Below are 17,476 nucleotides of genomic sequence, written 5' to 3' on the forward strand. Positions count from 1 at the left end.
AACAGAGGTTTAAGTGCAAGTTGATGCCAGCTTTTGTCTTTCAAAACTTCGCCCAAGGAAACCACATTTTATTTAGAGAGATCGTTGTGGAATAAATCATTTGCAGGCTGCTAGTTTTTGAACTAAGTTTGTAAAAAGTTCCATCAAAACTTCTTGATTGATTTCAGCTGTCCGACCAGACAACGAGCTGTCACACACAGAGTCAATACCGACTTCCTTGCACAAGCGCTGGTCCTTGAAGGCTCGCTCTATCTCTCGTTTGCTAGGTAGCTCCTCGTAAACAGCGTAGAAAAGAATTTTTAGCACTGTATGAAAATCAAGTTTTTTACTTTAGTAATCAAGGTTTTCACTTAGGTGTACACGTTACAAGACATACTCATGCTTCTTGATTATTAGACAGCGGAGCAACCATGAAAGAAGTCCAAGACCGCTTACGTCATACTAAAATCTCTCAAACCATGGATGTGTAAGGACACTTGGCAAAAGAAACCAACGAACAAATAGTTGAAAAATTAGTTAAACATCAAAATTCCTAACTACTAGCATTCCATTTGGCATTCAGTAAAATAAGTAAAAAGGAGAAACCCTATCAAATAAAGGTTTCTCCCACTCGTTTTAACTACTCTTCTTCTTCCGCCATGAATGTGTTGAAGACTTCTTCAATCATATCCCATTCTGCTTCTGTTTCGATCTGTTCTAATTCACCTTCAGAACCGTCTTCGTTTTCAATATAAGCGTACGCTTGTAATTCAACATCTTCTTCTTCTGGTACGCCTGCTGGATAAAGCAAGACGTAGTTGCGGCCGAATTCTTCCGTACCGTCAACCGTTAATAGAATTTCGTATAATGTTTCATTTCCTTGATCATCGATTAAAGTAATGTGTTCATGTCCTTCATGATCGTGATCGTGGTTATGATCGTGTGTATGTTCTGACATTTATTTTCCTCTTTTCTGTAAATTAAAACAGCTGTTTCCCAGCACCATCTAAATAATTCTGCAAAATCATGACTGCTGCTAATTTATCAATCACTTTTTTTCGTTTGGCACGCGAGGTATTCGCCTGTTCTACCAGCATTCGTTCTGCTTGAACGGTCGTCAGACGTTCGTCTTGGTAAACGACCGGCAAACCGAATTGCTGTTCGATCGCTGCGCCGTAAGCCATAGAAGCTTCCGCTCTAGGTCCGATCGTATTATTCATATTTTTAGGTAGTCCTACCACAAAACGTGAGACTTCATATTCTTTCACCAATTCAGCAAGTCGATCATAACCGAAATTGCCTTCATCTTCATTGATGCGAATAATCTCAATCCCTTGTGCTGTCCAGCCCATTGGGTCACTGACCGCCACGCCGACTGTCCGCGAACCAACATCCAATCCCATGATTCTCATTATAGGTTGATCCCGTGATTGCCTAAATAATAACGGATCAGAACTTCCATGATCTCATCCCGTTCGTGACGACGAATCAAATTCCGGGCATCCCGATAACGAGGAATGTAAGCCGGGTCGCCAGAAAGGAGATAACCGACGATTTGATTGATCGGATTGTATCCTTTTTCCTCTAATGCTCGGTAGACGATAGCTAATGTTTCGCTGACTTCTTTTTTACGGCTATCATCAAAATCAAAGCGAACTGTTTCATCTGTAAAACCCATTTCACGACACCTCTCTTTTGTATAGATTTTAGCATATGTTCCTTCTATATTGTACTAAACGTTTGATAAAACTACAAACATATGCTTAGATTTTCTCCATTATAACAAAGGTTTATGATGTTTTTATGAACTTTCTTAAAAAAAGCTAGAAAGCGCGATAGACATACTGGTTTTCTGGTGCTTCAATCGTCTTCTCTTGGTCTGCTACCACCATCGGCAAGTCCCGTTTGAAGGGTTGATAGTACTTCGATTGGATCGTCCCTTCCACGTGGAGCCACTGGTTATTTTCTGCCGTTGTTTGTTGAGGTAATTCCACTCGCAAGCCAAAAACGCCTGAATCAGCCACACAATGGATAATCCCAAAACGAAACAAAAAGATTTCGTTGGCATCATCTTGATCTGCATGATACACAAATCCATCATAGGTGATTTTCTTACCAATGAATTCACTCGGATACGTATAGATCAACTCCATGACTTCCAAGTAATTCTCTTCCGTTACCGCAATCGTCTCATCTTTGGCGTAACGTGCCAATGCGGCATCCATCTGAGTGTCATAATCTTCTTTGTTAAAATAAAGACTTGTATCGGGTTTCAGATATTGGGTCGTCATTTCTGGATCCCCCACAGATTCTTCACTTAGGGGGAAATTAAACCCTTTTGCTTCAACGATCGTCGTATCCAAGCTAACGGTGGGGAAAAAGAGACCCACGATGATCGGTAAGGCTAATAGAAAATACGCAATCACTCGTTGATGTTTTTTCTCTAATCCATGCTGGTGCTCATCGTCATGATGATGCTCGGGCTCTTGTTTGACCCAAAAATACAGCTGGACCAAAGCCAATAATAAAGAAATGATCATGGATAAAATAGCGAGATAGCGATAATGAATGTTGATAAACTGATTGAGTTTGCCCGTCACTTGCAAATACATCATCAATTCAAAATAGCCTGATAAGATCAAAAAACGAACCATTGTTTACACCACCCATGCATAAATTGAAACGACGATTGCGACTAAACCAACTAAAGAAGCGATAAAACGCCCCGAAAAGTACCGCTTCATCATCAACAGGTTTTTAATATCTACCATTGGACCAAAAACCAGGAAACCGACGACTGGTCCCGCGCCGAATAAACTCAACAACGAAGAGCCGATAAAGGCATCTGCTTCGGAACATAGGGATAACGTTAGTGCCAACAGCAGCATGACGAAGACCGCTAACAGCTTCGTGGAGCCTAATGTCAGCATCAAGCCAGTTGGCAGATAGGTCTGCATCGCTGAGGCGATCAACGCACCAATGATCAAATAACGCCCAGTATCGAAAAACTCATCCAAGCTATGCTGCAGCAAATGACGAATCTGCCGAAGGAGCGGATGACTGGTCTTTTCCGTTTGATGGTGGGCGTGATCATGCCCATGATGGTGTCGGTGAGCTGCCTGCTCATTCCCGCCACTTAATTGATTGGCAAGCCGTGTTTTTAAGACCTCTTGTTTGTTAAAATACGCCAGCCAGATCCCCACGACCATTGCGACCAATAAGCTGCCCAGTACACGCAAAAAGGCGAACTTCGCGGAATTTCCAAAGGCAATGAATGTAGAAAAAATCACGATAGGATTGATGATCGGTGCAGTCAGCATAAAGGCAAACGCCGTATACACTGGAACCTCTTTTTTTACGAACTGATTAACGATCGGTACGATCCCACATTCGCAGGAAGGAAAAAAGACCCCCAGACCACAACCAACTGTGATCGATGCCAATTTGTTTTTTGGTAAGAGTCTCGTGACTCTTTCTGGCGTCAAGAAGACTTGTAAGGCACCTGAGATCAAGCAGCCCAATAGGACAAAGGGCAAGGCTTCAATGACGATAGATAAAAAAATAACACTCATTTGCAGGACAGAATTCGGTAATGCCTGAAACATAACTTTAACCTTCTTTATCAATAAATTCGAAACGCTGGAATTACTATACGTTTTTTCCTTTTTTTATACAACGTTTTTTTTAAAGCAGCCAATTTTTTTAATCGTTGCTTTAGATTTCCCTTATCTTTGAATCCTTCTTACTCATCTAAGCGATCAGCTGCTAGCAGATATTTTGACTTTTCCTCAAGAACAGCGTACATTTTCCATGGAGGAATGACTTATGCAAAAAAATCAACCGATCCAAGAGCAGCTCGACCAACATCCGTTGGCACTACTCTATCTCTCTCAACCGAATTGCAGTATTTGTGTTGCAGACAAACCACGCATCCAAACACTGGCACAAACCCAGCAACTCCCCCTATTTACCATCAACACGCTGGCAGAGCCAGAAGCAGCCAGTTTATTTTCGGTCTTGACGGTTCCCGTCGTCCTCTTGTTCGCGAATGGGAAAGAAGTGCATCGTGAAGCCCGAATCATCGATTTCACACGTTTGACTCAACAAATCTTGCGGTATCAAAAAGCGCTCACAAGCGTTGAAGAGCAAGATTCCTACGAATCACTTTTTGACCAGTTAGACGAGTAAGTTCAGTGAATAAAAGTCAAAAAAAGCTGTCAGATCGTTGTGTATACTACGATCTGGCAGCTGTTTTGTTGGTTCCTATTTATGTGATGCGATTATTCGCTTAGTGATGGTTCTTCTACTGGTTCTTCATGTGACAAGACGTTGCCTGAATGCAAGAAATAAATCAATGTTTGCAATTCATTGGTTAAGTCAACGTTTTGAATCAGCACGCCTTTTGGTGCAGTGATTCGCGCAGGTGTAAAGTTCAAGATTCCTTTAATGCCAGCTTTCACAAGCTCGTTCACTAAATCTTGTGAATGTTGTGCGGGAACCGTCAAAATAGCCACATCGATCTGTTGGATCTTCACTTGTTCCTTCATGTCATCCATTGGATAGACCGGCACACCATCTACGATTCGACCAACTAGATCTTCGTTGACATCAAATGCGGCACTGATCCGAATGCTGTTGCTTTGGTGAAATTTGTATTTCAACAAGGCGCTCCCCAAGTTTCCGACACCGACTAAAGCTACATTCGTCATGTGGTCTTCGTTCAATGTCTTCGCAAAGAACTGCATCAAGCTTTCAACATCATAGCCGTAGCCGCGTTTTCCTAATTCACCAAAGTAGGAAAAGTCGCGGCGGATCGTCGCACTATCAACTTGAACAGCTTCACTTAGTTCGGTCGAAGAAACTTTTAATTTGCCTGCTTGGTGCAAAATACGCAAGTAACGATAATATAAAGGCAATCGCTTCGCTGTTGCCTTTGGAATTTGATGATCTTTCAAAGAATACTCCCCCATTGTGAAAAATTCACTTGTGATGAAGCTATCATAACAAATACATTGTTCAAAAATCAATTTGAATGCTCATAATTTGAAATATAAATTTTATAATGGTAAAATCAAACTTTTTCCCAATCGCCGTTTCCCCTAAAATATGATAGACTTGTAGTATTGCAACCTTGATACAGACAAGTTTCTTAAAGATAGGAATGACATACACATGATTTTATTACAAGCCAACCAAATCGCCCGTCTTTTCGGAGCCGAGGTTTTATTTGAAAATATCCAATTAGAGATTGCCAGCAATTCCCGAATCGCGCTTGTTGGGCGCAACGGTGCTGGTAAATCAACGCTACTGAAAATTATTGCTGGACTCGAAAGTCCTGATAAAGGAACGATCGCTAAAAACAAAACTGCTACGATGGGCTACTTAGCTCAAGATACCGGACTTGATAGTCAGGCCACCGTTTGGGAAGAAATGCTAGGAGCTTTTGCAACGGTTCGGCAGATGGAGCAGCGCATGCGTACCTTAGAGATCGCTATCTCCGAAGCAGATCCTGCTGCTGACTCTGGCAATCTCCTGAAAGAATACGACCAGTTGCAGCATGAATTTGCAGAAAAAAACGGCTATGGCTATGAAAATGAAATTCGCTCCGTCTTGCACGGCTTTCAGTTTGATCCTTCTTTTTACACACAGCCGATCGATACCCTTTCCGGTGGTCAAAAAACCCGTTTGGCATTAGCAAAAATGCTGCTGCAAAAACCTGATATCTTGATCCTGGATGAGCCGACCAACCATTTAGACATCGAAACGTTATCTTGGCTGGAAAACTATCTACAAGGATATGCCGGTGCGTTGCTGATTGTTTCCCATGACCGTTACTTCCTAGACAAAGTCGTCAACGAAGTCTACGAACTGAGTCGCCAAAAAATGCGCCACTACAAAGGCAATTACAGCCGCTATTTGACCCTGAAAGCCGAACAGCTGCAAAGCGAATGGAAAGCCTTTGAAAAGCAGCAAGAAGAAATCAATAAACTGGAAGACTTTGTTGCCCGCAATCTTGTCCGTGCCTCTACCACCAAACGCGCGCAAAGTCGCCGTAAGCAATTGGAGAAAATGGACCGGTTGGATCGCCCGCAAGGAGATGAAAAGTCCGCCCACTTCCTTTTTTCCATTGAAAAACCTTCAGGAAATGTTGTAATGCAAGTAGAAAATGCCGCTATCGGTTATTCTGAAGAAGAAGTCTTATCGGCGCCCATCGACTTAGATGTTCGGCGCAAAGATGCGATCGCTTTAGTAGGACCGAATGGGATCGGCAAATCAACCTTACTGAAATCACTGATTCATAAAATCCCCTTTATTCAAGGAAAGGTGCATTTTGGCGCCAATGTCTCAATCGGGTACTATGACCAAACTCAATCCGATCTGCACTCAACCAAAACGATCCTCCATGAGCTTTGGGATGACCACAGTACCACACCTGAAGTCGAGATTCGCAATATATTAGGCAGCTTCTTATTTTCGGGAGAAGATGTTGAAAAGCCGATCACGCTGTTAAGCGGTGGCGAAAAAGCCCGTGTCGCTTTGGCAAAATTAGCCATGGACCATGACAATTTCTTGATTTTGGATGAGCCAACCAACCATTTAGACATCGACAGCAAAGAAGTCTTAGAAAATGCCCTGATCGATTATGAAGGCACGTTGTTCTTCGTATCTCATGACCGCTACTTTATCAATCGAATCGCCACAAAGGTCGTGGAACTGTCTGAAAACGGCAGCAAGCTCTATCTAGGCGATTACGATTATTATTTAGAAAAGAAACAAGAAGAAGCTGAGATCGCAGCGATGCTGGAAGCAAAAACAACCGAAACCACCATTTCAGCGGGCAAACAAACCTTTGTCCAAAGCAAAGAACAGCAAAAAGCCGTTAGAACCTTACAGCGAAAAGTCGCCCAAATCGAAGAAGAGCTTGCCACGATAGAAGAAACGATCCAGCAACTGGAACAAGACATGACCGCACCAGAAGCGTTGAATGATCATGTAAAATTGACCGCGTTGAATCAAGCGTTAGAACAAGCCCGCACTGAACAAGAAGCCCTATTAGAAGCATGGGAAAATACTAGCTTAGAACTAGAGGCATTTGAAAGTTGATCGTGTCATCGGTCTGTAGGCCGATGACAATCGCCCCCTCCTTTGTTTTACTTAAAAGAACAGGATGAATACGTACAATTCGTAAAACAAGGAGGGAAAAATGCAAAAACAGACAGATGTTTATCGAAAGCGTCGGTCAATGATTGTTTTGGCAGGATTGGTGTTGATTGGGATAGGGTTCAATCGAATCTCTCATCACGTGTTGTACGGAGAGTTGTCCGAACACGTGTCTACCGCCGTTGCCTATGATGATAGCTACGATGACGAATATGTTTACTCCCAAGCTATTTTAAGTGAAGATATCAATGCTTACTTAGGGGAAATGGACATCACAACACCGATTTTCCTGCAGACGAACGAAGAATGGGCTGATAGATCCTATGGCAATGATGGCAGCCAAACCTTAGCAGAAAATGGCTGTGCGATTGCTTCTCTTGCGATGGTTCAATCCTATCTTGAAGGCTATCCCATTTCGCCACTAGAAGTCCTCGACTGGGCAGGAGATCATTATTACGTTGACGGCCAAGGAACGGACTGGCGGATTTTTTCTGACTTTGCCGATGCAAACGGCTACAACTATTATGATCTTGGCACAGATCTAGCCAGCGTTGAAGCTTACTTGCAACAAAATCATCCCGTCATCGTTTCTGTGACTCCAGGGGAATTTACAGATGGCGGCCATATTATGGTCTTAGGTGGAATGATGGACGATCAAGTGTTTGTCTTAGATCCCAATGATGATCCAGAAAAATCCCATTACGCTATCTATTACACACTAGATGAAATCGCTAATCAAAGCTTACGCTTTTGGACATTCAGCTGATTGATCGAAAAAAGTCCCCTTTCGGGGCTTTTTCTTTGTCGTGGCGTAGGCAGCAACTGGATCTTATTTTTTTAATAAAAAAACCCTTTTTTCTCCCTTTGGGAATCCGCTTTCTATTATAATGGAAGAAAGAAAGGTGTGAAGTCTATGAAAATCGGTATCCCCAAAGAAATCAAGAACAATGAAAATCGTGTGGCATTGCCGCCCTCCGGAGTCTATGAGTTAGTCCAAGACGGACACGAAGTCTTCGTTGAACAAGGCGCTGGTGCAGGATCAACCTTTTCTGATCAAGCGTATCAGGAAGTCGGCGCTACGATTGCTACCGTTGAAGAGGTTTGGGCCTCTGAATTGGTTATGAAAGTCAAAGAACCTTTACCAGAAGAATACCCCTTTTTGCATGAGGGACTGGTTTTATTCACCTATTTCCACGTAGCCGCCAATCAACAGCTTGCTCAAGCGTTGATCGACAGCAAAGTGATCGCTGTTGCTTATGAGAACGTCCAGCTGGCGAACGGCACCCTGCCTCTGCTATCACCCATGAGTGAGATCGCTGGAAGAATGTCTGTTCAAATTGGCGCGCAATTTCTCGAAAAAATATATGGTGGAAAAGGGATACTGCTTTCAGGTGTTCCCGGCGTCCGTCAAGGTCGGGTAACAATCATTGGTGGTGGCGTTGCCGGTGAGAATGCCGCGAGAGTCGCCGTAGGTCTAGGCGCACAAGTGACGATTTTAGACGTTTCGATCCCACGCTTACAAGAGCTAGATCGACAGTTTTCTGGTCAAGTCCAAACCTTGTATTCCAATCGCTTGAATATCGAACGAACGATCCAATCCGCAGACTTGGTGGTAGGAGCCGTCTTATTACCAGGACAAAAAGCCCCGTGCTTAGTGACCCGCGAAATGGTGAAACAGATGCCTGAAAAATCCGTGATCGTCGATATTGCCATTGACCAAGGCGGAATTTTCGAGACCGAAGACAAAGTCACCACCCACGACGAGCCAACCTATATCCGGGAAGAAGTTATTCACTATGCAGTGGCGAATATGCCAGGTGCTGTGCCGCAAACGGCAACCATCGCATTGAGCATTGCCACATTACCGTATGCCCAGCAGCTAGCGAACGATCCTTTAGCAGCGTTGCGAGAAAATCAGGCACTTGCCAAAGGGGTCATCGCCTATGAGGGCGCATTTACTTCAAAAGAAGCCGCTCACGATCTGTCATTGCCTTTTACCGATCTATCGGAATTGATTTGAGCCACTCTCCCACAATAAAACCAGCAGCCGCACAAGTAATTCGCGGCTGCTGTTTTGCTTTCTATGAGAATTTCCTTTTTTGGGTAGCATGGGCTTTGGAAGTATGCTATATTCATACTTAAAAAAAATTCGACCTAGACAGGAGGAACACTGTGCTTACTCAACAACAAATCCAAGCATTTCCTAAAGTAGAACTTCACTGCCACCTCGACGGTTCCATTCGTCCAGAAACATTGATCGCCATCGCCAATCAGCAAGAACTACCGATCGAGCAAGACATAGAAGCTGTGAAAGCACAGATGCAAGCCCCCAAGGATTGTCATGACCTGAGGGATTACCTTAGCTGTTTTGATTTCGTTCGGCCGTATCTGCAAACACAAGAAGCGTTAGCTGCCGCCGCCTATGATGTGATGGAACAAGCTGCTCAAGATGGGGTCGCTTATATTGAGATCCGCTTTGCTCCCAGCTTATCGATGGACAAAGGACTTACTTGCAGCCAGACCATCCAAGCCGTGATCGAAGGCATCGCACGAGCAGAAGAACGCTATCCAATCAAAGGCAATGTTTTGGTCATTGGGATGCGTCAAGAAGACCTACCAGCTATTACGGCGATTTTTGATGAAGCGATCGCTCTTACCGATGAAAAAGTAGTCGGCATTGATCTGGCAGGTCCAGAAGAAGATGGGTACGTCCCTGATTTAGCTGCCAGCTATCAAGTGTTCCTCAAGAACCAAAGTGTCCAGCTGACCTTACATGCAGGCGAATGCGGCTGTGTGCAAAACATTTATCAAGCCATCGAAAGCGGTGCGCAGCGGATTGGCCACGGCATCGCCTTAAAAGGAGATCATACTGCTCAAGCATTTGTTCGAGAACATATGCGCTGTATCGAAGGCTGTCCTACCAGCAATGTTCATACGCGTGCGATTCCCACATACTCGGCATACCCATTAAGAGAATGGCTGGAAGCCAAGGTCCCTTTTTGTTTGAACACCGATAACCGAACGGTCTCCAACACGACATTGACCAATGAATACCTGCAAATGGCTCATCATTGCGACATGACCGAATCAGAGATGCGCTTCTTAAACGAAACCGCCGCTCAGCATTCCTTTGCGGAAGCTTCCGACAAAGCGGTACTCTTGAAAAAAATCCAAGAATGGCAATTCTAATAAACATGGACGCTAGTGATCCCCACTGGCGTCCATGTTTATTTCCAAAACGATCAACTCTCTTTCCTTCACGCAAAGAAGAGCCGATCGATCCGTGTTAACCCCAAGGCATCGATTTCTAAAAGAGCTCTTTCGTAAATTTCTGTATTCGTTAAAGCAGCACTCTCGTGGGCATCGATCCCAATAATACAAGAGCAGTCGACTTCCTTGGCGATCTTCCAAAATTCAGGATGCGGATAGCCACCGTTCGTATAGCCTGCCAAATTATACTCCAACGGCAGCTGATACTCTTTGGCTTTTTCACATAAGCGGTAGGCAACTTCTTCACAATGAGAATCGAAGGTTTTATAGCCCCGCATGAACACATCTGGGTGTGCCATATAAGCAAAAATTTCTGATTCAATTCCCTGTAAAGAAACACGGAGATAATCTTTGATCGCTTTTACCGAATCCCCGGGTGTATGGTCGTAATAGTGATTGCTTTCGATTTCAGGAAAGTGATTGCCAAAAATCAAATAGTCGATCGACAGCCTTTCTTTCTCTACAACTAGCCAAGGGATCATTGTTTCAAAATATTCACACTCTAATCCTAATTTCACATCGATTTGTCCTTGGTACTTTTCCTGTAAGCTTTTCACCGATGAAACGTAATCTTCCAATTGCGCAACATCCATCCGCATGGGCGAGACATACCCATCCTCAAAGGGCCAAGGGCAATGATCAGCGAAGCCAATTTCCTTAAAGCCAGCTTGGATGGCTTTGATCACATAGTCTTCATCAGAATCCCGTGCATGTTTGCATCGAGTTGTGTGGGTATGATAGTTTGCTTTCCACATGGTTATTCACTCCTTTGTGTTTCTTCACTCATGTATTTTTTTATTAATTACTCGTAAAACGGTGTTCACAGACCCATTGGCAAGCTTTGCCACATCTTGCATATTTCCCATCCCCCCATTCGATTAAAGCGCTTTCTTCTATAATAACAAACTATCCCTCTATTTTCGCAGATATTTGGTCAATAAAACAAAAAAGCAGTTTAAGTTTCCTGATTACGGATGCTTCAACTGCTTTTTGCTATTTAATAAATAGTCCTCACTACTCATGATTACTCAGACAGTTCAAAAATAAAGGAGTTAAGATCTCCACGATATTTCGAAATGGAGTATTCGATTGGTAAACGATCATAAGAAAACCCTTGGGTATGGAAATAAAACAACGGTTCATCTAAATCGATATCCAGTAAATCACTCGCTGTCTCGTCAGCTTTGATCACTTCTAGCTTTCGCGATACTGTTTTTACCGGATACCCCATCTCCTCAAATTTACGATAAAGTTTCTCCTGTGAAAAATCGGCATGAATCAACTCTGGAAATAGATGAAACGGGATATAACTTGTAACCAAAACTATCGGTTTTTTTTCAGCAAAACGTAGACGGGTCAGCTTATATACTTTAGCGCCTGGTGCTAAGGCAAGATTTTCGGAAACTTCCTCAGTCGCACGAACCACACCAAATTTTAAGACGTGTGTTTCAGGCATTAATCCTTTGCGTGACATTTCAGAGTCATAGCTTTCAATGACATGGGTAAATTCTTGTTGTATTTTGGGCTTACGTACGATGGTTCCTCGTCTTTTTCTTTTTTCTAAATAGCCCTCATTGACTAGCGCTTGAATGGCTTGACGAATCGTAGGACGACTGACACCATAGATTTCAGCTAGTTCTAATTCAGTAGGAATGAGTTGATTTTCGCTATATTCATTTGTCTCGATCTTATTCAAAATATCTTGTCGTATTTTCTTATGCAGCGGAATGTTCATTGGCACCTACTCCTCTAATTCTTGCTTTCATTATAACATAGGTTAGGATGACCAATAAATATGAGGAGTCGCTATAATGGCTTCAGCTTTTCCAATTATTGAGATGCACTCATGAGGCAACAGTAAAATACTTTGTCCCGACTGACACACTGATCCCGCTATTTTTAACTCACCATTTACTATCGTTACGACACTCGCTACATCAGCTGAATTCTTGAGTGTCTGTTCGACAACTAAGTGCTTGATCGTGAATTCTCTTAGTTGAACTTCTTCTCCAAGTTTAAAAGTTGTCTTGGTGACTTTTTGCATCGGTTGTAGCGTTTCTACTGCACGTTTTACATGTAATTGTCTTTTTTTGCCAAATTCATCGGTTCGGTCGTAATCATAAAACCGATACGTAATGTCGGTTGCTTGCTGGATTTCATAGACCAATGCTCCTTTGGTCAGAGCGTGGATCGTGCCTGAGGGAATATAGATCAAATCTTCTCGGGACACGGGATATTCCTTTAATAGACGAGAATAGCTTCCCTGAGCGATCGCTTGTACTAAACTTTTTTTATCGGCAATCCGTTGTTCAGCATAGATCCACTTTTTCTCCGGAGCTTCTAGAAAATACCATGCTTCACTTTTCCCATAAGGCATCCCTTCCTTTTCTCTTGCTACTTGGTCTGTCGGATGTACTTGAATACTCAGGTCTTCATCACAAGCCGTAAATGAAATGATCAGAGGATAAACTGCTCCTAGCGGCAAGCCAAACTTCGCTGGGTTTTCTTGGATCAGTTGGTTCAAAGTCACCTCCTGATCTCTCACTTTGCAATCAATCTCTGGAATTCCGCTCAGAGAATAGATCGAGCCAACTTTGGCACTTGCGCTGGAAATATAGTGCTTCAAACGAGGTGTTCCCCATATTCGCTCTCGTAATTCAGGGACTAAAATATACACAACGATTCCTCCTTAATCTGCTTGGGCAAACGCCTGCTAAAACACACCGATGATAACGCCTACTGCAGAAATAACCGTCAACACTAAAATCACTTTTGTTGCAGTCATTTGTTTTGAGGTCAAGAGATACCAAGCAAGTAAAACCATTGCTAAGGGGAGAATCTTAGGGAAAATCCCATCTAATACGGTTTGTAGTGCCTGAACCTCCTCACCCATTGGGATTTCAAGGGCAGTCGTCAATGCAATATTGGATGCAGCTAAGCCGCCAACTACCATCACCCCAAGTATATTGAATGCATCAGTGATTCGTTTCGCATTTTCCCCAACAATGACATCAATCGCATTTACACCTAATCGATAACCATTCATGAAACAAATATACGAAATCAATGGTCCAATAATGCCATAGCTCACTAAATAAAAGAGTGGACCTAATGGATTCCCACCTGCAGCTAATCCCATTGCAATGGACAAGAGGATTGGAACAATAATTCCCTGAATGATTGAATCGCCGATTCCTGCGAGTGGCCCCATCAATGTAGTTTTGATATTGATTGGCATTTCTTCTGGTACATCTGCACCTAAAGCAATTTTTTCTTCCAATGAAGCCACGATTCCATTGATCAGTTGTCCCGTTTGGGGTTCTGTATTGTAAAACATTGAATGCCGCAAAAACAAGCGTCGTTTTGCCTCAGGATCATTTTTGTAATATTTTTCAGCAAATGGAATATAAGAATATGCCCATGCGTGTGCTTGCAATTTTTCATAACTCATGGACGACAAATGAGTGAATCCCCAACGACGCCATATGCTACGCAATTCTTTTTTACTTAATGTATTCTCCATAATTAACCCCTCCTAAAACAAATCATCATCTTCATAAGCTACATTTGTTCCTTGAACCTCTGAAGCCGTTTGAGTCATTGTGGACTTCCCTGTACTCAAATAAACGATATAAGCAACCATCGCCGCTAAGAAAACAAGTGCGATCATATTCAGGTTGGCAAATGCCATCAAAACAAAACCTGCAAAAAAGAACACTAAATGTGCTTTTTCTTTAATGACGATTCCCATCAACATTGCGATCCCCAAGGCAGGTAGCACGCCTCCTAAAACAGAAATAATATCCGTAACGACATCTGGGACATTGTTTAACAACCAATCAACCAATCCTCGGCCAAAGAAAATCGCCGCAAAAATGGGGACAGCTCTCAACAAAAAGGTTGTGATCTGTGGATAAACGATATGGTTCATGACGATCCCTCGCTCATCGATCGTTTCAGCCGCAGTCTGAGCACGCGTATTCCAGAATGAATACAAAGCCATTCGTGTATTATAAAAAATCAATCCAAATGTTTGGCCAATTAAAATTGCTAAGGTAACTGCAACTGCTGGATCTTTAGTCGTCGCTAATGCAAGTCCGATGCCACCATAAGCAGCATAGGTAATTTCACTATTTGTCGCGCCCCCTGTCGAAAGATTGGCAATGAAAACTGCCTGAACCGCTAATCCACATAGAACACCCGCCTGAATATCCCCAAATGCGATCCCTGTTAGAAACCCTGCGATAAGCGGTCGACCAACAACATAGAACCCTCCACTCATCCCAAAAAGCCAGGGACTTTCAATCGCACCTAAATAGCAGAATATCCCCGTTAAAAATGCTGGCAATAATAAACTCCCATTCATTTTGTCTCCTCCTTATCCTAGAGAATCATATTTTTTCTTCATTGTTTCCCAGCTTTTACTATCGTCATCTGGCAATAGTTGAAACAAAACTTCGATTCCTTTTGATGTGATATACTCGAATGCCTCATAATCCTTTTGATCAATAGCTACGGTTCTACCTAATACTTTTGCACCTTCTCTTGTATTCATAGGCCCAACATTTAGTTGTTTTCCAAAATCAACCCCCAGTTTTACAAGTTCTGCAAATGTTTGTGGAGAATTACTGATCAAGAAAAAATTTTTCTCCGATTGTTTCCCTTTTGGGATACTTTCTATTGCTTGCTCAGTCGTATAAATACCTAGTTTTAAATTACCAGCAGCTGCCTTCAAGACTTTTTTACGTAATTCATCTTGAGCGATATCATCGCCAACAACAAGAATTCCTTGTACCGGTCGTGACTTTGTCCATCTCGTTGTTGTCTGCCCATGAATCACTCGATCATCCACACGTGCTAAAGTTATTGTCATCTTCAATCTCCCCTATCTTTAAAATATATTCTCATCCTCAAATTCATTATCGTCCTCGATAAAAGTCACCCCATCTTTACCTGCAGCAATCGCTAAATCAAACAAAGCATCGAACGATCGACTTCCCACTGCTAAACCAACTTCCAAGAGCATGGGTAGATTCATACCAGCAACTAATTTGATTGGTTTCTTTTGCTCTAATAAGTAATTATAAGAAACATTGAAAGGCGTTCCTCCTTTGATATCTGTAAGAATCAAAACCTCCTCTCCCTTTAATTGCTCCATTACTTGATAGAACTGTTCTTTGAACGCCTCTACACCTGCATCTGTCAACTGAATCGTTATCAACTGATCATTCTCCCCAGCAATCATTTGATAGCTCTGTAATAACCCTGTTCCAAAGTTTCCATGAGATGCTACGATCACTTTCATTGTTTCCCCTCCGATATGTAATTACAAATTAAATTGTTACCCTTATACTAAACCCATCAGGTAAGCGTTGTCAATATGGTAAAATTAATATATTTAACTATTTGACAAAAAAGTCATTGTGAAGTATCATCTTATTTGTAATTACATATTAGGAGGGGAAACCATGAAAAAATTTTCGATTGATCAATTGGCTCGTTTCATTGATCATACAAACTTAAAACCATTTGCAACCGAAGAAGACTTAAAGATTTTGTGCGAGGAAGCAAAAGAGTATCACTTTAAAATGGTTGCCATCAACCAAGTTCAATCTAACCGATGCTATACCCACTTGAAAGAAACGGATATTGGGATTGGTGCAGCAATAGGATTTCCGTTAGGACAAACATCAATTGCAGCAAAAGCCTTTGAAACAAAAGATGCAATAGAAAATGGTGCGACAGAAATCGACTATGTTATCAATATCACTGAAGTAAAAGCCCAAAATTGGGATTATCTTAAAGAAGAAATGCAAACCATCGTTTCTTTGTGCCGCGAAAAACAAGTTATTTCCAAAGTTATTTTTGAGAATGCTTATTTAACTCAGGAAGAAAAGATTGCACTTTGTCAGATCGCCAAAGAAATCAGACCAGATTTTATTAAAACCTCCACTGGATTTGCACCATCTGGGGCGACTTTCGAGGATATAACACTCATGAAACAATATGTAGGAGAGGATGTAGCGATCAAAGCTGCAGGTGGTATCCGTGATGCAGAAACATTCTTAAAAATGATCCAACTCGGAGCAAGTCGCATTGGGACAAGTTCTGGTATCTCAATCATCGAAACACTAAAAGCGGACGCATTGGATGGGTATATAACTATTTAAGGAGGAGTATATGACTACGATCGCGATTACCGGAGCCAACGGCTATATAGCCTCTTTGATTCAGAAACAGAATCACGAAACCTTCACATTTCTTCCTATCACTCGTAAGGATGTCGATTATGAAGATTTAGCTGCCGTCAATAAGTTTTTTGAAAAGCAAACGTTTGACATACTCATCCATACCGCTGCACGTACCCAAACGGCCGACTGTGAAGCACATCCCTTTGAAACAAAAAAAGTGAACACGGACAGTGCAATTGAATTAGCAAAGATTTGTAAAAAAAAGAATGCTCGCTTCATTTTTTTAAGTACTGAACAAGTCTTCAACGATAACGCAGTCGGTCCCTATTCAGAATCGGATTCGCCCAAAAGCGCATCGATCTATGGGCAACAAAAACTAGCTGTCGAAACCTTCCTAAGAACCTTTGATTGCGATTATTTGATTTTACGCCTTTCTTGGATGATGGGTCTTTCTTATCCCGAAGTCTCTGCCAGCCCGAATATTCTCAAGCAGGTGATAAATGCCTTCTTGTATCAGCAGCCAACCTCTTTTCCAGTACATGAGGTAAGAGGACTCACTTACGCCAAAAAATTTGCTGATCAGCTTGAAAAAATCCTTCAACTACCAACTGGCACTTATCATTTTTCTAGTACGAACTCACTGTCTACCTATGCGTTCGCGACATTTATTGCCAAAGAGCTTGGCTTTGATGAAAAATTATGTAGAAAGTATGTTTTGCCAGATGAGGAGCGTTACGCACAGGCGCCTCGTGATCTTCGTTTAGCCACTGAAAAAATAAAAAGCCATGGTCTGTCACTATCTTCTTCTCAAAATGATGTGATCGAATGTCTGAAAGATTTTGGCTGGCAATAAAAATGATCTCCAAAAGTCCTAG

Annotated in this window: 21 protein-coding genes and 1 pseudogene; 8 read left to right on the top strand and 14 right to left on the bottom strand. The window is 42.3% G+C overall.

Annotated elements, in window-relative coordinates; all coding sequences use genetic code 11:
* Positions 1 to 350 precede the first annotated feature (350 nt).
* Positions 351 to 536 (top strand): annotated as a pseudogene (locus CO692_RS18080) (site-specific integrase); the annotation flags it as partial.
* A gap of 83 nt (positions 537 to 619) precedes the next feature.
* On the opposite strand, the gene CO692_RS03705 reads toward CO692_RS18080, so the two are convergent.
* From CO692_RS03705 to CO692_RS03725, 5 genes are all read right to left on the bottom strand, one after another.
* Positions 620 to 937 carry a DUF1292 domain-containing protein gene (locus CO692_RS03705; protein ID WP_005228559.1) on the bottom strand — a complete coding sequence of 106 codons (318 nt, stop codon included), beginning with the start codon at positions 935 to 937 and terminating at the stop codon, positions 620 to 622.
* 22 nt (positions 938 to 959) lie between these two features.
* On the bottom strand, positions 960 to 1,391 hold the full coding sequence (ruvX, locus tag CO692_RS03710; RefSeq protein ID WP_005234242.1) for a Holliday junction resolvase RuvX: 432 nt from the start codon (positions 1,389 to 1,391) through the stop codon (positions 960 to 962).
* Positions 1,391 to 1,657, bottom strand: a complete 267-nt coding sequence (locus tag CO692_RS03715) for an IreB family regulatory phosphoprotein (protein ID WP_005228556.1) — start codon at positions 1,655 to 1,657, stop codon at positions 1,391 to 1,393. The genes ruvX and CO692_RS03715 overlap by 1 nt, the downstream gene beginning before the upstream one ends.
* Before the next feature lie 145 nt (positions 1,658 to 1,802).
* On the bottom strand, positions 1,803 to 2,633 hold the full coding sequence (locus CO692_RS03720) for a TIGR03943 family putative permease subunit (RefSeq protein WP_005228555.1): 831 nt from the start codon (positions 2,631 to 2,633) through the stop codon (positions 1,803 to 1,805).
* A 3-nt stretch (positions 2,634 to 2,636) separates the two neighbouring features.
* Positions 2,637 to 3,584: a permease gene (locus CO692_RS03725; protein ID WP_096741579.1), complete on the bottom strand. Its 948-nt coding sequence runs from the start codon at positions 3,582 to 3,584 to the stop codon at positions 2,637 to 2,639.
* 220 nt (positions 3,585 to 3,804) lie between these two features.
* Here CO692_RS03725 and CO692_RS03735 point away from each other — a divergent pair, with 220 nt between their 5' ends.
* Positions 3,805 to 4,167, top strand: a complete 363-nt coding sequence (locus CO692_RS03735) for a thioredoxin family protein (RefSeq protein WP_096741580.1) — start codon at positions 3,805 to 3,807, stop codon at positions 4,165 to 4,167.
* A gap of 92 nt (positions 4,168 to 4,259) precedes the next feature.
* On the opposite strand, the gene CO692_RS03740 is transcribed toward CO692_RS03735, so the two are convergent.
* On the bottom strand, positions 4,260 to 4,934 hold the full coding sequence (locus tag CO692_RS03740; protein WP_005228549.1) for a redox-sensing transcriptional repressor Rex: 675 nt from the start codon (positions 4,932 to 4,934) through the stop codon (positions 4,260 to 4,262).
* A gap of 217 nt (positions 4,935 to 5,151) precedes the next feature.
* On the opposite strand from CO692_RS03740, the gene CO692_RS03745 reads away from it, so the two are divergent.
* The 4 genes from CO692_RS03745 (at position 5,152) to add (ending at position 10,329) form a co-directional block, all read left to right on the top strand.
* On the top strand, positions 5,152 to 7,083 hold the full coding sequence (locus CO692_RS03745) for an ABC-F family ATP-binding cassette domain-containing protein (RefSeq protein WP_096741581.1): 1,932 nt from the start codon (positions 5,152 to 5,154) through the stop codon (positions 7,081 to 7,083).
* A gap of 100 nt (positions 7,084 to 7,183) precedes the next feature.
* The gene (locus tag CO692_RS03750; RefSeq protein WP_096741582.1) at positions 7,184 to 7,906 is read left to right on the top strand and encodes a C39 family peptidase; all 723 of its coding nucleotides are present in this window, start codon (positions 7,184 to 7,186) and stop codon (positions 7,904 to 7,906) included.
* A 147-nt stretch (positions 7,907 to 8,053) separates the two neighbouring features.
* Positions 8,054 to 9,160 (top strand): alanine dehydrogenase, encoded by a 1,107-nt coding sequence (ald, locus tag CO692_RS03755; RefSeq protein WP_086291876.1) that lies wholly within the window; start codon positions 8,054 to 8,056, stop codon positions 9,158 to 9,160.
* A gap of 152 nt (positions 9,161 to 9,312) precedes the next feature.
* On the top strand, positions 9,313 to 10,329 hold the full coding sequence (gene add, locus CO692_RS03760; RefSeq protein ID WP_096741583.1) for an adenosine deaminase: 1,017 nt from the start codon (positions 9,313 to 9,315) through the stop codon (positions 10,327 to 10,329).
* A gap of 68 nt (positions 10,330 to 10,397) precedes the next feature.
* Here add and CO692_RS03765 read toward each other — a convergent pair whose 3' ends face one another.
* The 8 genes from CO692_RS03765 to CO692_RS03800 form a co-directional block, all read right to left on the bottom strand.
* Entirely contained in the window at positions 10,398 to 11,165 is a 768-nt protein-coding gene (locus CO692_RS03765; protein ID WP_096741584.1) for a histidinol-phosphatase, read from the bottom strand.
* Between the two features lie 24 nt (positions 11,166 to 11,189).
* Positions 11,190 to 11,276: a LacI family DNA-binding transcriptional regulator gene (locus CO692_RS18120; RefSeq protein WP_096741585.1), complete on the bottom strand. Its 87-nt coding sequence runs from the start codon at positions 11,274 to 11,276 to the stop codon at positions 11,190 to 11,192.
* Positions 11,277 to 11,434: 158 nt separating this feature from the next.
* Entirely contained in the window at positions 11,435 to 12,145 is a 711-nt protein-coding gene (locus CO692_RS03775; RefSeq protein ID WP_096741586.1) for a GntR family transcriptional regulator, read from the bottom strand.
* A 42-nt stretch (positions 12,146 to 12,187) separates the two neighbouring features.
* Complete coding sequence (locus tag CO692_RS03780; protein ID WP_096741587.1) at positions 12,188 to 13,087, bottom strand: class I mannose-6-phosphate isomerase; 900 nt, start codon at positions 13,085 to 13,087, stop codon at positions 12,188 to 12,190.
* A 36-nt stretch (positions 13,088 to 13,123) separates the two neighbouring features.
* A complete protein-coding gene (locus CO692_RS03785; protein ID WP_005234209.1) occupies positions 13,124 to 13,933 on the bottom strand; it encodes a PTS system mannose/fructose/sorbose family transporter subunit IID in 810 nt (269 codons plus the stop codon).
* Positions 13,934 to 13,945: 12 nt separating this feature from the next.
* Positions 13,946 to 14,776, bottom strand: a complete 831-nt coding sequence (locus CO692_RS03790; RefSeq protein WP_096741588.1) for a PTS mannose/fructose/sorbose/N-acetylgalactosamine transporter subunit IIC — start codon at positions 14,774 to 14,776, stop codon at positions 13,946 to 13,948.
* 12 nt (positions 14,777 to 14,788) lie between these two features.
* A complete protein-coding gene (locus CO692_RS03795) occupies positions 14,789 to 15,283 on the bottom strand; it encodes a PTS system mannose/fructose/N-acetylgalactosamine-transporter subunit IIB (RefSeq protein ID WP_096741589.1) in 495 nt (164 codons plus the stop codon).
* 18 nt (positions 15,284 to 15,301) lie between these two features.
* Positions 15,302 to 15,715 carry a PTS sugar transporter subunit IIA gene (locus tag CO692_RS03800; protein WP_005234206.1) on the bottom strand — a complete coding sequence of 138 codons (414 nt, stop codon included), beginning with the start codon at positions 15,713 to 15,715 and terminating at the stop codon, positions 15,302 to 15,304.
* A 163-nt stretch (positions 15,716 to 15,878) separates the two neighbouring features.
* Between CO692_RS03800 and deoC the strand changes: the two genes are divergently transcribed.
* Both deoC and CO692_RS03810 read left to right on the top strand, forming a co-directional pair.
* Complete coding sequence (gene deoC, locus CO692_RS03805; protein ID WP_005234205.1) at positions 15,879 to 16,580, top strand: deoxyribose-phosphate aldolase; 702 nt, start codon at positions 15,879 to 15,881, stop codon at positions 16,578 to 16,580.
* Positions 16,581 to 16,590: 10 nt separating this feature from the next.
* The gene (locus tag CO692_RS03810; RefSeq protein WP_096741590.1) at positions 16,591 to 17,454 is read left to right on the top strand and encodes an SDR family oxidoreductase; all 864 of its coding nucleotides are present in this window, start codon (positions 16,591 to 16,593) and stop codon (positions 17,452 to 17,454) included.
* The last annotated feature ends 22 nt before the right edge of the window (positions 17,455 to 17,476 follow it).

This window comes from Enterococcus sp. FDAARGOS_375 (genome assembly GCF_002393265.1).
Lineage (GTDB): Bacteria > Bacillota > Bacilli > Lactobacillales > Enterococcaceae > Enterococcus_D > Enterococcus_D innesii.

Excerpts from the sequence above, each read along its gene's own strand:
- CO692_RS03705 (WP_005228559.1), bottom strand. The coding sequence starts at position 937 with ATGTCAGAACATACACACGATCATAACCACGATCACGATCATGAAGGA.
- ruvX (WP_005234242.1), bottom strand. The coding sequence starts at position 1,391 with ATGAGAATCATGGGATTGGATGTTGGTTCGCGGACAGTCGGCGTGGCG.
- CO692_RS03715 (WP_005228556.1), bottom strand. The coding sequence starts at position 1,657 with ATGGGTTTTACAGATGAAACAGTTCGCTTTGATTTTGATGATAGCCGT.
- CO692_RS03720 (WP_005228555.1), bottom strand. The coding sequence starts at position 2,633 with ATGGTTCGTTTTTTGATCTTATCAGGCTATTTTGAATTGATGATGTAT.
- CO692_RS03725 (WP_096741579.1), bottom strand. The coding sequence starts at position 3,584 with ATGTTTCAGGCATTACCGAATTCTGTCCTGCAAATGAGTGTTATTTTT.
- CO692_RS03735 (WP_096741580.1), top strand. The coding sequence starts at position 3,805 with ATGCAAAAAAATCAACCGATCCAAGAGCAGCTCGACCAACATCCGTTG.
- CO692_RS03745 (WP_096741581.1), top strand. The coding sequence starts at position 5,152 with ATGATTTTATTACAAGCCAACCAAATCGCCCGTCTTTTCGGAGCCGAG.
- CO692_RS03750 (WP_096741582.1), top strand. The coding sequence starts at position 7,184 with ATGCAAAAACAGACAGATGTTTATCGAAAGCGTCGGTCAATGATTGTT.
- ald (WP_086291876.1), top strand. The coding sequence starts at position 8,054 with ATGAAAATCGGTATCCCCAAAGAAATCAAGAACAATGAAAATCGTGTG.
- CO692_RS03765 (WP_096741584.1), bottom strand. The coding sequence starts at position 11,165 with ATGTGGAAAGCAAACTATCATACCCACACAACTCGATGCAAACATGCA.
- CO692_RS18120 (WP_096741585.1), bottom strand. The coding sequence starts at position 11,276 with ATGGGAAATATGCAAGATGTGGCAAAGCTTGCCAATGGGTCTGTGAAC.
- CO692_RS03775 (WP_096741586.1), bottom strand. The coding sequence starts at position 12,145 with ATGAACATTCCGCTGCATAAGAAAATACGACAAGATATTTTGAATAAG.
- CO692_RS03785 (WP_005234209.1), bottom strand. The coding sequence starts at position 13,933 with ATGGAGAATACATTAAGTAAAAAAGAATTGCGTAGCATATGGCGTCGT.
- CO692_RS03790 (WP_096741588.1), bottom strand. The coding sequence starts at position 14,776 with ATGAATGGGAGTTTATTATTGCCAGCATTTTTAACGGGGATATTCTGC.
- CO692_RS03795 (WP_096741589.1), bottom strand. The coding sequence starts at position 15,283 with ATGACAATAACTTTAGCACGTGTGGATGATCGAGTGATTCATGGGCAG.
- CO692_RS03800 (WP_005234206.1), bottom strand. The coding sequence starts at position 15,715 with ATGAAAGTGATCGTAGCATCTCATGGAAACTTTGGAACAGGGTTATTA.
- deoC (WP_005234205.1), top strand. The coding sequence starts at position 15,879 with ATGAAAAAATTTTCGATTGATCAATTGGCTCGTTTCATTGATCATACA.
- CO692_RS03810 (WP_096741590.1), top strand. The coding sequence starts at position 16,591 with ATGACTACGATCGCGATTACCGGAGCCAACGGCTATATAGCCTCTTTG.